Origin of the sequence: Mesorhizobium sp. LMG 17147 (assembly GCF_024297145.1) — a bacterium.
Lineage (GTDB): Bacteria > Pseudomonadota > Alphaproteobacteria > Rhizobiales > Rhizobiaceae > Mesorhizobium.
On the sequence record NZ_JANCTC010000004.1, the window covers coordinates 51,229 to 65,356 of the forward strand.

General features: G+C 64.5%; 13 protein-coding genes. 10 read left to right on the top strand and 3 right to left on the bottom strand.

Annotation, left to right across the window (positions count from 1 at the left end; translation table 11 throughout):
* The first annotated feature begins 209 nt into the window (after positions 1-209).
* Genes NMG46_RS09690 through NMG46_RS09700 form a run of 3 tightly spaced genes read left to right on the top strand, consistent with a single transcriptional unit; the run spans position 210 to position 4,003 of the window.
* On the top strand, positions 210-1,136 hold the full coding sequence (locus NMG46_RS09690; RefSeq protein ID WP_254817448.1) for a carbohydrate ABC transporter permease: 927 nt from the start codon (positions 210-212) through the stop codon (positions 1,134-1,136).
* Positions 1,136-1,993: a carbohydrate ABC transporter permease gene (locus NMG46_RS09695; protein WP_254817449.1), complete on the top strand. Its 858-nt coding sequence runs from the start codon at positions 1,136-1,138 to the stop codon at positions 1,991-1,993. The genes NMG46_RS09690 and NMG46_RS09695 overlap by 1 nt, the downstream gene beginning before the upstream one ends.
* Before the next feature lie 27 nt (positions 1,994-2,020).
* A complete protein-coding gene (locus NMG46_RS09700; protein WP_254817450.1) occupies positions 2,021-4,003 on the top strand; it encodes a glycoside hydrolase family 127 protein in 1,983 nt (660 codons plus the stop codon).
* Here NMG46_RS09700 and NMG46_RS09705 read toward each other — a convergent pair.
* Positions 3,990-4,730, bottom strand: a complete 741-nt coding sequence (locus NMG46_RS09705; RefSeq protein WP_254817451.1) for a gamma-glutamylcyclotransferase — start codon at positions 4,728-4,730, stop codon at positions 3,990-3,992. The genes NMG46_RS09700 and NMG46_RS09705 overlap by 14 nt on opposite strands.
* 208 nt (positions 4,731-4,938) lie before the next feature.
* The gene (locus NMG46_RS09710; RefSeq protein WP_254817452.1) at positions 4,939-6,321 is read right to left on the bottom strand and encodes an FAD-binding oxidoreductase; all 1,383 of its coding nucleotides are present in this window, start codon (positions 6,319-6,321) and stop codon (positions 4,939-4,941) included.
* Between the two features lie 226 nt (positions 6,322-6,547).
* Between NMG46_RS09710 and NMG46_RS09715 the strand changes: the two genes are divergently transcribed.
* Positions 6,548-7,555 (top strand): AraC family transcriptional regulator, encoded by a 1,008-nt coding sequence (locus NMG46_RS09715; RefSeq protein WP_254817453.1) that lies wholly within the window; start codon positions 6,548-6,550, stop codon positions 7,553-7,555.
* Positions 7,556-7,677: 122 nt separating this feature from the next.
* Here the strand turns inward: NMG46_RS09715 and efp are convergent, their stop codons facing one another.
* Positions 7,678-8,244 (bottom strand): elongation factor P, encoded by a 567-nt coding sequence (gene efp / locus NMG46_RS09720; RefSeq protein WP_023674374.1) that lies wholly within the window; start codon positions 8,242-8,244, stop codon positions 7,678-7,680.
* A gap of 114 nt (positions 8,245-8,358) precedes the next feature.
* Here efp and epmA point away from each other — a divergent pair, with 114 nt between their 5' ends.
* The 6 genes from epmA to waaA all read left to right on the top strand — a co-directional run bounded on the left by epmA (position 8,359) and on the right by waaA (position 14,128).
* Positions 8,359-9,405: an EF-P lysine aminoacylase EpmA gene (gene epmA, locus NMG46_RS09725; RefSeq protein WP_254817454.1), complete on the top strand. Its 1,047-nt coding sequence runs from the start codon at positions 8,359-8,361 to the stop codon at positions 9,403-9,405.
* 168 nt (positions 9,406-9,573) lie between these two features.
* The gene (locus NMG46_RS09730) at positions 9,574-10,917 is read left to right on the top strand and encodes a TldD/PmbA family protein (protein ID WP_254817455.1); all 1,344 of its coding nucleotides are present in this window, start codon (positions 9,574-9,576) and stop codon (positions 10,915-10,917) included.
* Positions 10,904-11,710 (top strand): 3'(2'),5'-bisphosphate nucleotidase CysQ, encoded by an 807-nt coding sequence (locus tag NMG46_RS09735; protein WP_254817456.1) that lies wholly within the window; start codon positions 10,904-10,906, stop codon positions 11,708-11,710. The genes NMG46_RS09730 and NMG46_RS09735 overlap by 14 nt, the downstream gene beginning before the upstream one ends.
* A gap of 74 nt (positions 11,711-11,784) precedes the next feature.
* Positions 11,785-12,030 carry a DUF4170 domain-containing protein gene (locus NMG46_RS09740; RefSeq protein WP_023674378.1) on the top strand — a complete coding sequence of 82 codons (246 nt, stop codon included), beginning with the start codon at positions 11,785-11,787 and terminating at the stop codon, positions 12,028-12,030.
* A 5-nt stretch (positions 12,031-12,035) separates the two neighbouring features.
* Positions 12,036-12,815: a lysophospholipid acyltransferase family protein gene (locus NMG46_RS09745; RefSeq protein WP_023717166.1), complete on the top strand. Its 780-nt coding sequence runs from the start codon at positions 12,036-12,038 to the stop codon at positions 12,813-12,815.
* A complete protein-coding gene (waaA, locus tag NMG46_RS09750; protein ID WP_254817457.1) occupies positions 12,812-14,128 on the top strand; it encodes a lipid IV(A) 3-deoxy-D-manno-octulosonic acid transferase in 1,317 nt (438 codons plus the stop codon). The genes NMG46_RS09745 and waaA overlap by 4 nt, the downstream gene beginning before the upstream one ends.

The following is a 14,128-nucleotide window of genomic DNA, read 5'->3' on the forward strand; positions in this document are numbered from 1 at the left end:
ACAACAGGCATGAGCACCATCACAGTACGCCGTTGCAATGCTGGCTCCCCCTTCTCCCCTTATGAGAGAAGGTGTCGCCGAAGGCGACGGATGCGGGGTGCTCCAGCTTGGCACCCACGGCGATCCGTCCAACACCCCTCATCCGTCTCGGCGCTGCGCGCCGATCCACCTTCTCCCACAAGGGGAGAAGGGAAGGCGAGCGGCCAGCCATGACCACCATCACAGCAATCTCCGCCCCGACGCGCCCCCGCAAACTCGTTGGCGCCGGCCGCCGGCAGTGGATCGGCCTGCTCTACGTCGCGCCGGCCGTGGCGCTTGTCGTCGTCTTCTTCATCGTGCCGCTTTGCATGACGGCCTGGATGTCGCTGCACAACTGGCCGCTGATGGGCGCGCACAGCTTTGTCGGGCTCGACAATTACTGGGCGATCCTGCGCGACACCCGCTTCTGGAACGCGCTGAAGTTCACCGGCTACTACACCGTGGTGGTCACGATCGCGATCTTCGCCGTCGCCTTTCCGCTGGCGCTGTTCATCGAAAGGCCGCGGCAGCTGACCGGCTTCTACCGCACGTCCTTCTTCATGCCGGCGGTCATTGGTTTCGCCTCGGCCAGCCTTTTGTGGTCATGGCTGCTCAATGTCGATTCCGGCCTGTTCAGCCCGGCCGCCTTCGAGCTTGGCCTGACCGAGAAGAAATTCAACCTGCTGGCGACCTTCCAGCCAGCCTTCTGGTCGATCATCGCCATGGTGGTGTGGAAGGTGGCGGGCTTTACCATGATCATCCTGATGACCGGCCTGCAATCGATCCCGCCGGATCTGCAGGAAGCGGCGATGATCGACGGGGCAGGGCCATTCGCGCGGTTCCGGGCGATCACCTTGCCCTTGATGCGCCGCACGCTGGCGCTGGCGCTGATCCTGTCGGTGGCCGGCTCGATCCTCGCCTTCGACCAGTTCTACATCATCCTGCGCGGCGGCCCGCGCAACCAGACGCTGACCGCCGTCTACTGGATCTTCAACCAGTCCTTCGTGTCGTTCAAGCTCGGCTATGGCGCGGCACTTTCGATGGTCCTGCTGGTCATCCTGGTGGCGCTCAGCCTCATCCAGCTGCGGCTGCTGCGCCAGCCCGAGGGGGTCGACTGATGGCGCAGGCCAGGAGCCGCAAACGCCGCATCGGCATGCAGATTGCCGAGCACTCGACCGGCATCATCGCCTCCATTCTGTTCCTGGCGCCGATCGCCTGGACGGTGCTTTCGGCCTTCAAGCCGGCGCAGGAGGCACGCCAGCCGCCGCTGCCGCCCTGGCCGACCAGCGGCATCTCGCTCGAGAACTACGCCACGCTCAACACCTTCGGCGATGGCCTCTGGCTGCCGGCGCAAAACAGCATCTACGTCTCGGTCATGACCGTGGTGCTGTCGGTGATCGTCAGCGTGCTCGCCGGCTACGGTTTCTCGCGCTTTCGTTTTCCGCTGAAGAACCTGCTCTTCGTCGTCATCCTGTCGACGATCATGATCCCGTTCCAATCGATCCTGACGCCGATCTTTCTGGTGCTGACAAAAATCGGCCTGCACAACACGCTGACCGGGCTGGTCTGCGTCTATGTCACGCTGCAGCTGCCGTTCTCGATCTTCATGATGCGCAACGCCTTCGACGCGGTGCCGCGCGAGATCGAGGAGGCCGCGCGCATGGACGGCGCCAACAATGTCACCATGCTCTTGAGGGTGATGCTGCCGCTGGTCTGGCCGGGCATCGTCACCATCGCGCTGTTCGCCTTCCTCGGGGCCTGGAACGAGTTCTTGGCAGCGCTCGTGCTGATGACCGACCAGTCCAAATTCACGCTGCCGATCATGATGACCGCACTCCAGTCCGGCCGCTTCGGCGCCATCGACTGGGGTGCCGTGCAGGCCGGCGTCACCGTGATGATGGTGCCGTGCCTCGTGCTTTTCCTGCTGCTGCAGCGCTTCTACATCCGCGGCCTGATGGCAGGGGCCGTGAAGTGACCAATCGAACCGAACCGGAGTAAATTGATGACCGCATCGCAATCCGCCAGTCAGGGCGTCAAGCCGAAACTCGCCTTCCGCCCGCTGCCGGTGCCGCAGGTCGACGTGCGCGGCTTCTGGGGCGACCGCGTCGATGCCGTCGCCTCGAAGACCGCCGGCATCCTCTACGACCGCTGCGTCGAGGCGCGCATGCTCGAGCAGATCGATCCGGACCGGCCGTCGCCGGGCGTCGTCATCCCGTTCCACTCACCCTCGCCGGACGAGGCCGCCACCGCCGGCAACGAGTTCACCGGCTCGACGGTGACCACCCAGATGTTCTGGGACTCGGATTGGGGCAAGACCATCGAGACCGCCGCCTATTCGCTCTACCGTCGCCGCAACGAGGAGCTGGAGAAGAAGATCGACGCCGTCATCGATATGTACGGCAAGCTGCAGCAGCCCGACGGCTATCTGTCGAGCTGGTACCAACGCATCCAGCCCGGCCTGCGCTGGACCAATCTGCGCGACTGCCACGAGCTCTATTGCGCCGGCCATCTGATCGAAGGCGCCGTCGCCTACTACCAGGCCACCGGCAAGCGCAAGCTGCTCGACATCATGTGCCGTTACGTCGACCATATCGCCGAGACGTTCGGTCCCGAGCCCGGCAAGAAGAAGGGCTATTGCGGCCACGAGGAGATCGAGCTGGCGCTGGTCAAGCTGGCGCGGGTGACCGGCGAGCGCAAATACATGGAGCTAGCCAGATACTTCATCGACCAGCGGGGACTTGAGCCGCATTATTTCGACGAGGAGGCGCGCGCCCGCGGCGCCGACCCCAAGGCGTATCATTTCAAGACCTACGAATACAACCAGTCGCACAAACCGGTACGCGAGCAGGACAAGGTCGTCGGCCATGCGGTGCGGGCGATGTATCTCTATTCGGGCATGGCCGACATCGCCACCGAATATGGCGACGACACGCTACGGGTGGCGCTCGACCGGCTGTGGGACGATCTCATGACCAAGAACCTCTACGTCACCGGCGGCCTCGGGCCGTCCTCGCACAATGAGGGTTTCACCGCCGACTACGACCTGCCCAACGACACCGCCTATGCCGAGACCTGTGCTTCGGTCGGCCTGGTGTTCTGGGCGAGCCGCATGCTCGGCATGGGTCCCAATGCGCGCTATGCCGACATCATGGAGCGGGCGCTCTACAACGGCTCGATCTCGGGCCTGTCGCTCGACGGCTCGCTGTTCTTCTACGAAAATCCGCTGGAGAGCCGCGGCGCCCACCACCGCTGGAAATGGCATCGCTGCCCGTGCTGCCCGCCCAATGTCGGGCGTATGGTCGCCTCGATCGGCAGCTATTTCTATGGCCTGTCGGACGACGCACTTGCCGTCCATCTCTATGGAAACGGCACGGCTCGTTTCGATATCGCGGGCCGGCAAATAGAGGTGAGCCAGACCAGCAATTATCCTTGGGACGGTGCTATCTCGATCTCCGTCGAACCGGAATTGCCGACCGCGTTCACCTTGCATCTGCGCCTGCCGGGCTGGTGCCGCAAGGCAACGCTCAAGGTGAACGACGCCGATGTCGATCTGGCTGCTGTCACCAGCGACGGTTATGCCGCGGTCCGCCGCGAATGGCGCAAAGGCGACCGCGTCGAGCTCGACCTCGAAATGGCGGTCGACCGTCTATACGCCAACCCGCAGGTGCGGCAGGATATCGGCCGCGTCGCACTGGCACGCGGGCCGCTGATCTATTGCGTCGAGGAGACCGACAATTCCAGCCAGCTGCACCGCATCGCCCTGCCGCGAACGGCCGACATCGAGGCGCATCAGCAGCCGAACCTTTTGGGCGGTGTCGTGACACTTTCGGCGATCGCCAAAAAGGAGGCTTTCGAAAACTGGCAAGAGGGGCTCTACCGCACCGAACCGCCGGCGGTCGAGGAGGCAAAAGTCACCGCCGTGCCGTATTTCGCCTGGGACAACCGCGACCCAGGCGAGATGCTGGTCTGGCTCAGGGACAAATGAAGCCCGACGGCAGCGCCCGACCGATCTCCTCGGCCACAAGTTCCTGCAGCTGCCAGAGATTGCGGTCGCGGATGCCACAGGCGTCGAGATGGCGAATGGTCTCGAACAGATATTCGGCGCCCGAACCCCAATGGCCGACGGCGTTGGCCAGGGTCGCCGCTATCGCTCGCTTGTCGAGTTTGCCGGCATAGCGCGGATTGGCGCGATCGACAACGAAACCAAGCGCTTGGCCCATGCCGTCGGCTGTCCTGACCTGCAGCCAGCGCGGCACGTTGACGGAGGGCAGGATGGTCATCTCGCGGCGCAGCAGCGCTTCGAGATTGGCCGCCACGGGCTCGGCGATCTCGAACACCATGCCCTGGCATTGGCCGCCGCGGTCGAGCGCCATCATCAGGCCGGGCTGCTCGACGGTGCCCCTGAAGCGCTGCACCGTAAAACAGAACGAACGATGCCAGCCCGTCGCCACGGCCCGTTCGCCGCCCCTGACCTCGCCGGCCGGCTTCCACAGCAGCGAGCCATAGGCGAACAGCTTCACCGGCCCGGCCGGCGCGCCGGCCAACACCTCGTCGCGAATGCGCGCGTAATCGGCATCGGTCATGTAGACCATGCCCGGCGTCGGCCCGGCATCCTCGACCGCACGCAAAGTGCGGGCGACCAGCGCCTCGGTCAGCGCCATCGGTGTCTTGCGCGGCGAACGCCGTGATGCGGCGGAAATGACCTTGCTCATCCTCATGCTCTCAGCCTTGCCGCCATGTTGCCGAAGGCTGAAGGATTCTCAAGGGCCGAGTACACCGGCGCGGTATCGGGATTCGAACGATCGTGTCGAACAGCTTGACTGGATTCGACGAAATACCCAGCGGGCTTAAGCGCGTCGACTGAACCCGTTTCAGCGCGACGCGCTTCAGTGCGGAGGCCGATCTGGCCGGTCGCCGCCGTCAAGCAGCCGGCCGGATGTTTTGGTTCACCCGGAAGAGGTTGTTTGGGTCGTATTTCTTCTTCAGCGAGGCCAGGCGCTCATAATTGTCGCCATAAGCCGCCTTGAGCCTTCCTTCGCCCTCGTCATCCATCATGAAGTTCAGGTAGGCGCCACCCAGATCGAACGGATGCACGGCCTCCCAGTAGGCCTTGGTCCAGCGGGTCACCGGCCCGGCTTTCTGTGGGTCCGGATCGATCCCGGCGATGACCATCGACCAGGTTGCATCACGGTAATTCCAGGGTGTCTCGTCTTTGCCGACGCGATGGACCGCGCCGTCGATCGGATAGAGATGCATGAGCGATAGCTCGCTCGGCGTCTTCGCCGCCTGCTCGAGATGGGCGTCGATCGCCTCGTCGGACAGCGTCTTGACGAAATCGCCTCGCCAGTACCACTGCATTCCCTTCGGGTAGAGCCCATCGAACATGCTCTGCACCGCGGGATAGGGCATCGTTCCCATCCAGTTGAACCAGGGCGCGGGCAGCGCACCGAGCAGCGGGGCCAGCGCCTCTTTGCCCTTTTCCTCTGGGCCGTTGTAGCAGCACATCAGCAGGCACATCCGCTTTCCCCAAAACTCTTCCGGGAAGGGTGCGCTCGAGAGGACGGTCTTGAGCCCGAGAAAGATCCCGAGTTCTTCGGGCGCGTTCGGCAGGAACTCGCGGTAATGCTGCATGATGGTGCGGGCGTGGCGCTGATCCCATGCGATCGGCCCCGCAAAGACCATGCTGACCTGGTGGAGCTTGAACACAAAGCTGGTGACGATGCCGAAATTGCCGCCGCCGCCGCGAAGCGCCCAGAACAGGTTGGGGTTCCGCTCCTTGCTTGCGGTGACGAAGCTTCCATCGGCAAGCACGACATCGGCCTCGACCAGATTGTCGATGGTCAGGCCATATTTGCGCGTCAGATAGCCGTGGCCGCCGCTCAGCGTCAGTCCGGCGACCCCGGTGGTCGAGATGATGCCCGCCGGTACCGCCAGGCCGAAGGCATGGGTGGCATGGTCGACGTCGCCCTGAGTGCAGCCCGCGCCTACCCGCGCCGTGCGGGCATCCGGATCGACGCGCACACCGTTCATCGCCGACAGGTCGATCACCAGACCGTCGTCGCAACTCCCCAATCCTGGTCCGTTATGGCCGCCCCCACGTACCGCAACCAGCAAATTGTTGTCGCGGCCGAAATTCACCGCTGTGATCACGTCGGCGACGTCGACACAGCGGGCGATGATCAGCGGCCGCTTGTCGATCATGCCGTTGTAGAGCTTGCGGGCCTCGTCATAGCCGGCGTCGCCGGCGCGGATGACTTCGCCTCGCAGGCTTGCTGCGAATTTGGTGATGTCTTCATCGTTCATGACATTCCTCCCTGTTATTGGACCTGTCGGCCGGCCGACGAAACGCTAATCCCGTCCGCTGTTCCCGCAAATGTCACATCGTCCATTTCTGTTGCCCGATCGTTCAGGGTAGGATTAGACCGGATGGATGGTTGCTCGGGCGGCCATATTGCCGGATAGTTCGAGATGCCTGGCGGAAAAACTCGTTGTCAAAGGGAGTAGCCGATCGTTTCCGGAGGTGTAGTGCATGGATGTCCTTTCCGATGTGCTCCGGGCCGTTCGTCTCTCCGGTGCGATCTATTTCGACGTCGACGCCAGTTCTCCCTGGGTTGGCGAGTCGCCGGGCACTGCCGACATTGCCGCCGCCGTCATGCCGGAGGCAGAGCACATCATTTCTTTTCATGCCGTGATGTCGGGGTCGTGCTGGGCCGCGCTGGCAGACGATTCGGTGCCCCCGGTGCTGGTGAACGCCGGTGATGTCGTTGTCTTCCCCGGTGGTGTTCCGAACGTCTTGAGCTCCTCACCCGGGGCGCGGGGCGAACCCAATATGGCGATGTATTATCGGCCGATAGACGAGAGCCTGCCGTTCGCGGTCATCCATGGGGGCGGGGGAGACGAGCGGACCCGGTTCATTTGCGGGTATCTTGGGTGCGATGCGCGTCCCTTCAATCCTCTCCTCGCCGCATTGCCGGCCATCCTGTGTGCCCGCAAGCCCGCCGATGGAAGCAGCTGGGTTATCGACCTTTTTCGGCTGGCGCTGGCAGAAGGTGGCAGTGGGCGGGCGGGCTGTGAAACGATCCTCGCCAAGCTGAGCGAGCTGATGTTTGTCGAGATCATCCGCCGTCATCTCGAGACCCTCCCCGACGATTCGCGCGGCTGGCTGTCAGGCCTACGGGATCCACATGTCGGCGAGGCGCTCCGGCTTATTCATGCTCGCCCCAGGGAGGAATGGACATTGGACCGGCTCGCCCGCGAAGTGGGACTCTCACGCACGGCGTTTGCGAGCCGCTTTACCCACTATGTCGGGGTCTCGCCAATGCACTATCTTGCCCGCTGGCGTCTGCAACTGGCGGGACGTCTGCTCGAACGGCCCGGAATGAGCATCGCGCAGGCGGGTGCCGAGGTCGGCTACGAGTCGGAAGCCGCCTTCAATCGCGCCTTCAAAAAGTTCGTCGGCATTCCACCTGGCACCTGGCGAAAAGGACGGTCGGCATTGCTCGAGGCTCGGAGATTGCCCGCTGGCGTCATGCAATAGGAAGGAACTGGCTGGGGCGTTGACGCTTCGGTCTGCGTGCAGCGTCCCAATACTCGAAAGCCCCTGGCACAAAGCGGTAGACGATGACCGGCCGCCGCGACGCTTTCGGCGAGCTTCGCGCCTCAATCCTTCGCGCGCTCGACATAGGCGCCATCGGCCGTCATCACCACCACGCGGGTGCCGGCGCTGATGTGTGGTGGCACCAGGGTGCGCACGCCGTTGGACAGCGTTGCCGGCTTGTAGGATGAGGATGCCGTCTGGCCCTTGGTCACCGGCTCGGTCTCGACCACCTCGAAAGTGGCACGCTGCGGCAGCACCAGCGAGATGGCGATGTTGTTGTATTGCGAGATCTGCACCGGCATCCCTTCCACCAGATAAGGCGCCATGTCGCCGACCACGCTTTCCGGCACCGCGACCTGATCATAGGTCTCCGGGTTCATGAAGTGAAAGCCTTCGCCGTCGCGATAGAGGAACGTGTGCTCGCGCTCCTCGACATAGGCGCGCTCGACCTGCTCGGTGGTGCGATAACGCTCGGAAACCTTTACCCCGTCGGAGATGCGCCGCATGTCGAGCTGGGTGACCGGCGTACCCTTGCCAGGATGAATGTTTTCGGCAAAGAGGATCACATAAAGCTTGCCGTCCTTTTCGACGACGTTGCCTTTGCGTAAGGAGCTGGCGATGACCTTCACGGGTTTCCATCCTGATAAAATTTGTTGGCGCAAATCGGCTGGAGAGGCCGTTGCGTGCGGCCTAGCGCATCTTGGCCGCAATCGCCAGCCCTCTGTGCAATTCCCCTGAAGCCGATGACCGCCGCTTCGCCGTGGTGGACGCCGCATGTCCACGCCGACCGCCGGCCGCGGCTGATCCTGCGCAATGCCATTGCCGCCGGCATGCGCGACTGGTTCGCCCGCCGCGACTTCGTCGAGGTGGAGACATCGGCCCTGCAGGTCTCGCCTGGCAATGAAGCGCACCTGTCGGCCTTTGCCACCGAGGCGATCGGGCCGGACGGGCAGCGCCACCCGCTCTATCTCCATACCTCGCCGGAATTCGCCTGCAAGAAGCTGCTTGCCGCCGGCGAAGAGCGCATCTTCAGCCTCGGGGCTGTGTGGCGCAACCGCGAGCGCGGCCCCTTGCACCATCCTGAGTTCACCATGCTCGAATGGTACCGGGTCGGCGAGACCTATGAGAGCCTGATGCGCGATTGCGCCGAGCTTGTCGCGCTGGCGGCCGAACGGGCTGGAGCGACGCGTTTTAGCTTCCGCGGCCGACAGGCCGACCCGTTTGCCGAGCCGGAACGGTTGAGCGTCGCCGAAGCCTTCATGCGCCATGCCGGCATCGATCTGCTGGCGACGGTAGCAGCGGACGGCAGCACCGACCGCGAGGGCTTGCATGCCGCCCTGGTCCAGGCCGAATTGCGGACCGCGCCCGACGACAATTGGGCCGACCTGTTCAGCCGGGTGATGGTCGAAAAAATCGAACCGGCGCTGGGGCAGGGATGTGCCACAATCCTCTACGGCTACCCGATCTCGGAGGCGGCATTGGCCCGGCCGAGCGCCGACGATCCACGCACCGCCGAGCGCTTCGAGCTCTATTGCTGCGGCATCGAGCTCGCCAACGCCTTTGGCGAATTGACCGATCCGGCCGAGCAGCGCCGGCGCTTTGCCGCCGAGATGGACGAGAAGCAGCGCGTCTATGGCGAACGCTACCCGATCGACGAGGATTTCCTCGCCGCGCTCGCCATCATGCCGCAGGCGAGCGGCGCCGCGCTCGGCTTCGACCGGCTGGTAATGCTCGCCACCGGCGCGCTCAGGGTCGACGACGTGATCTGGACGCCGGTGGCTGGTCCCTGAGGGATTGTCGATCTCGGCTCGCCGCTCATCCACCTAGCGCCTGCGGCCCTGTTTGGGCGCTGGATGCCCCCCATTGTCCGCTTCTCCCATTGCAGAAGCCGCACCGGGACAATAGATGGTGCAGCAACGGCTGCCCTTCAGCCGGCCGGAAATAACAGGATAATGCGCATGACCGATACGCTCGACGCAGCGAAACTGACCGATCGCGTCGCAGCCCTGGTCGAGGCTGCCAAACGGGCAGGCGCCGATGCCGCCGATGCGGTTGCGGTGCGCGGCCGTTCGACCGGCGTGTCGGTGCGGCTCGGCAAGGTCGAAGGCACAGAGGCGTCCGAGAGCGAAGACGTCTCGCTGCGTGTCTTCGTCGGCAAGCGGGTAGCGAGCGTTTCGGCAACGGCGGCCTCCGACCCCAATATGCTGGCCGAGCGTGCCGTCGCCATGGCCAAAGTGTCGCCCGAAGATCCCTATCAGGGTCTCGCCGATCCGGCCTTGCTGGTCAAGACGCCGCGCGACCTCGATCTGTTCGACGCCACTCAGGTATCGGCCGACCAGTTGAAGGAAGCAGCCCTTGCCGCCGAGGCGGCGGCGCTTGCCGTCAGGGGCGTCACCAATTCGGCCGGCAGTAGCGCCAGTGCCGGGCTGGGCGGTCTTGTGCTCGCCACTTCGCATGGGTTTGTCGGCCATTATGTCGCGTCGCGCTTTTCGCGCTCGACCAGCGTGATCGCCGGCGAGGGCACCGGCATGGAGCGCGATTACGAATTCTCTTCGCGCCAGCATTTTTCCGATCTCGACGCGCCGGAAGACATCGGCCGCAAGGCCGGCGAGCGCGCCGTACGCCGTATTGGCGCGCGCAAGGCTGCGACCGGGCCGGTCGACGTGGTGTTCGATCCGCGCGTGGCGCGCGGCATTGCCGGCCATCTCGCCGGTGCCGTCAATGGCGCCGCAGTGGCGCGCAAGACCAGCTTTCTGCGCGACATGATGGGCAAGAAGGTGGCTTCGGCCGCAATTACCGTCACCGACGAGCCGCTCCGGCGCCGCGGCCAGGCCTCGCGCCCGTTCGACGGCGAAGGCGTCGAGGGCGAAAAACTGTTCATGGTCGACAAGGGCGTGCTCAACCACTGGTTCCTGTCGACCTCGGCAGCGCGGGAACTGGGCCTTGTCACAAATGGGCGCGGCTCGCGCAGCGGCTCGTCCGTCTCGCCGTCATCGACCAATCTCGCAATCGAGCCTGGCGAACGGACGCCGGAAGACCTGATCAAGTCGCTCAAGACCGGCTTCTACGTCACCGAAGTGTTCGGCCAGGGCGTCGACATGGTGACGGGCGAATATAGCCGCGGCGCTTCCGGCTTCTGGATCGAAAACGGCGAGCTGGCCTATCCCGTCGCCGAGGTGACCATCGCCTCCAATTTGAAAACCATGTTCCTCAACATGGTTCCGGCGAGCGATCTCGACCGCAACTTCGGCACTGCCGCGCCCACGCTTTTGATCGAAGGAATGACCCTTGCCGGAGCTTGATCCGGCCGTCTCGGCCGGCGCTACTGAAGACCTGCAGCTGCTGCGCGACGCTGCCCGCGAAGCAGGGCTCATCGCCATGCAGTACTTCAACAACAATCCGCAGGTGTGGATGAAGGGCGGCACCTCGCCGGTCAGCGAAGCCGATCACGCCGCCGACAAATATCTGCGCGAAACCTTGCTGGCGGCCCGGCCGGACTATGGCTGGCTGTCGGAGGAAACCGTCGACGACCCGGTAAGGCTTATCGCGCGCCGCACCTTCGTCGTCGATCCGATCGACGGCACGCGCGGCTTCCTCGAGGGCTTGCCCACATGGTGCGTCAGCGTCGCGGTGGTCGAGAACGGCCGCACGCTTGCCGGCGTGCTCGACTGCCCGGCGAAGGGCGAAATCTATTGGGCGCTGCCCGGCGAGGGCGCGTTCCTGAATGGCAAGCGCATCAGCGTGCGTCCGCCGGCGGAAACGGCCGAAATCGCCGGACCGAAGCCGATGATCGACCTGCTGCCGGCGAAATGGCACAAACGGCTGAAGCGGGTGCCCTATATTCCGTCGCTCGCCTACCGGCTGGCGATGATCGCCGGCGGCCAGCTCGATGCCACCTTCGTCAAGGCCAACGCGCATGACTGGGACATCGCCGCGGCCGATCTCATCCTGCGCGAGGCAGGCGGCGCCGTGCTCGATCGGCACGGCCGCGCGCCGCTCTATGCCGGCGAAGTGATCCGTCACGGACCGCTCGCCGCCGGCAGCGGCGAACTCCTCGCCGTGCTCGCCGGCGTCATCGCCGGGCTGGACAATTGAACATTATCAATAGTTCCAAAGTCGGCGGCTTTGGTCTAGACCTGTCCCAAACTCACGATATGTGAAGGATCGACATGGCCGCTGAAGACGGAAAGAAACAGCTTTTGCACCTGGTGTTCGGCGGCGAACTCAAGAAGCTGGGCGGCACCGAATTCCGCGATCTCGACGCGCTCGACATCGTCGGCATTTATCCGGACTACCAATCGGCGCACGCCGTCTGGAAGGCCAAGGCCCAAGCCAGCGTAGACAATGCCCATATGCGCTATTTCGTCGTTCACCTGCACCGCCTGCTCGACCCCGAAAACAAGGCTGTCGGTTGACATCAATGAACCATGAAGCGGTCAAGCGATCAGCCCCGCGGTCGGCGGTCAGACGTCGCAAGCCGAAGACGTTCTGGCGCAAGATCCGCGAACCGCTGGCGCAGTCGCGATTCGTCAAGAATGCGCTTGCCGCGCTGTTTGCGTATTTCGTCCGCCTTGTCCGCTTGACCAACCGCATGGTCGACGGATCGGCCAAGTTTTCCGGCGGCGCCTATGCGCAGCTCGAGCCTGGCATCATCGCGCTCTGGCACGGCCAGCATTTGCTGACCCCGGCCTATTATCCCAAGGGACGGCCGCTGGTTGCCATGGTGTCGCGCAGCGCCGATGCCGAGCTCAACGCGCTGATGGTCGAGAAATTCGGCATCGAGGCGGTGCGCGGCTCTGGCGGGCGCGAAAGCGCAAGGCATCTCGACAAGGGCGGGGCCAAGGCGCTCATCGCCCTCAAAAAGTCGCTCGCCACCGGCAAGAATGTCGCCATGATTGCTGATATTCCCCACGGCACGCCGCGCGATGCGGGGCTGGGTGTCGTCCTCTTGGCGCGGCTGTCCGGCCGGCCGATCCTGCCTGCCGCGATAGCCACCAGCCGCCGCAAGGTGATCGAGGGCAGCTGGGACAAGACGACGATCAACTTGCCCTTCGGCCGCTCCTCGATCGTCGTCGGCACGCCAGTCTTCGTACCGGCCAACGCCGACGCCGCGGAAATGGAACGCAAGCGCCAGGAGGTCACGGCCTCGCTCAATGCCGCGACCGCCGAGGCCTATCGCCTTGTGGACGGTTCGAAATGAGTATGCGCTGGGCGCGCGCCTTCCTGACGGCATACCGTTTCGCCGGGGCGGCCGCCTACCCGCTGGTCGGACCTTACGTCGCCTGGCGCACATCCAGAGGCAAGGAGGACCGCATTCGCCGGCGTGAACGCTACGGCGTCGCCGGACGCGAGCGCCCCGAAGGCCCGGTGATCTGGATCCATGCAGCCAGCGTCGGCGAGACCATCGCCGTCGTGCCGCTGGTCGAGAGCATTCTCGATTACGGCGTCAACATCGTGCTGACCACAGGCACGGTCACCTCGGCGCAGGTCGCCGAAGAACGGCTGGGCGACCGCATCATCCACCAATATGTGCCGCTCGACCTCAAGCCGGCGGTCAGCCGCTTCCTCGACCATTGGCAGCCGGACCTGGCGATCATCGCCGAATCGGAGATCTGGCCGATGACCATCCTGGAACTCGGCGCCCGCCGCGTGCCGCAGGTTCTGGTCAACGGCAGGCTGTCCGACCGCTCTTTCAAATCCTGGAAGAAGCGCGCCAACATTGCCGAAGCATTGTTCGAAAATCTCGCCCATGTCGTTGCCCAATCGGATCTCGATGGCGAGCGCTTCCTTTCGCTCGGCGCCCGGCCGGTCACCGTGTCCGGCAATCTCAAGGTCGACACCGCGCCGCCGCCGGCCGACGAGCGGGCACTGGCGGCGCTGAAACGCCAGATCGGCGGTCGCCCGACCTGGGCGGCGATCTCGACCCATGATGGCGAAGAGGCGGTCGCCGCCGAAGTCCACGCCATGCTGCACAAGCGCCACCACGGGCTTTTGACGATCATCGTGCCGCGCCATCCCGATCGCGCCGGGCAGCTGGCGGCCCAGATTTCCGGCATGGGCCTGAAGCTGGCGCAGCGCAGCAAGGGCGACAGAATCACCGCCGACACCGATATTCTGCTCGGCGACACGATCGGCGAGATGGGGCTTTATCTGAGGCTGACGGAAATCGCCTTTGTCGGCCGTTCGCTGACTTCCGAGGGCGGTCAGAACCCGCTGGAACCGGCCATGCTGGAGACGGCGGTGCTTGCCGGCCGCAATGTCCAGAATTTTCGCGAGGCCTATCAGCGCCTGCTCGATAGCGGCGGCGCCAAGCTGGTGCGCGACCGCGATATGCTGGCCGGCGCCGTCAATTTCCTTTTGACCAACGAGGCGGCCCGCCATGAGATGATGGCGGCGGGCGCGGCGACCGTCGACGAGATGCGCGGTGCGCTGGCACATACGCTCAGGTCGCTCGAGCCCTATATCCAGCCGCTGGTCGTCAAGTCGCGCCTGAAGGGCGCGAACGGGCGCTGA

Excerpts from the sequence above, each read along its gene's own strand:
- NMG46_RS09740 (WP_023674378.1), top strand. The coding sequence starts at position 11,785 with ATGGCCGCTGAAGACGGAAAGAAACAGCTTTTGCACCTGGTGTTCGGC.
- NMG46_RS09690 (WP_254817448.1), top strand. The coding sequence starts at position 210 with ATGACCACCATCACAGCAATCTCCGCCCCGACGCGCCCCCGCAAACTC.
- NMG46_RS09745 (WP_023717166.1), top strand. The coding sequence starts at position 12,036 with ATGAACCATGAAGCGGTCAAGCGATCAGCCCCGCGGTCGGCGGTCAGA.
- NMG46_RS09695 (WP_254817449.1), top strand. The coding sequence starts at position 1,136 with ATGGCGCAGGCCAGGAGCCGCAAACGCCGCATCGGCATGCAGATTGCC.
- NMG46_RS09710 (WP_254817452.1), bottom strand. The coding sequence starts at position 6,321 with ATGAACGATGAAGACATCACCAAATTCGCAGCAAGCCTGCGAGGCGAA.
- NMG46_RS09715 (WP_254817453.1), top strand. The coding sequence starts at position 6,548 with ATGGATGTCCTTTCCGATGTGCTCCGGGCCGTTCGTCTCTCCGGTGCG.
- epmA (WP_254817454.1), top strand. The coding sequence starts at position 8,359 with ATGACCGCCGCTTCGCCGTGGTGGACGCCGCATGTCCACGCCGACCGC.
- NMG46_RS09705 (WP_254817451.1), bottom strand. The coding sequence starts at position 4,730 with ATGAGCAAGGTCATTTCCGCCGCATCACGGCGTTCGCCGCGCAAGACA.
- NMG46_RS09700 (WP_254817450.1), top strand. The coding sequence starts at position 2,021 with ATGACCGCATCGCAATCCGCCAGTCAGGGCGTCAAGCCGAAACTCGCC.
- NMG46_RS09730 (WP_254817455.1), top strand. The coding sequence starts at position 9,574 with ATGACCGATACGCTCGACGCAGCGAAACTGACCGATCGCGTCGCAGCC.
- waaA (WP_254817457.1), top strand. The coding sequence starts at position 12,812 with ATGAGTATGCGCTGGGCGCGCGCCTTCCTGACGGCATACCGTTTCGCC.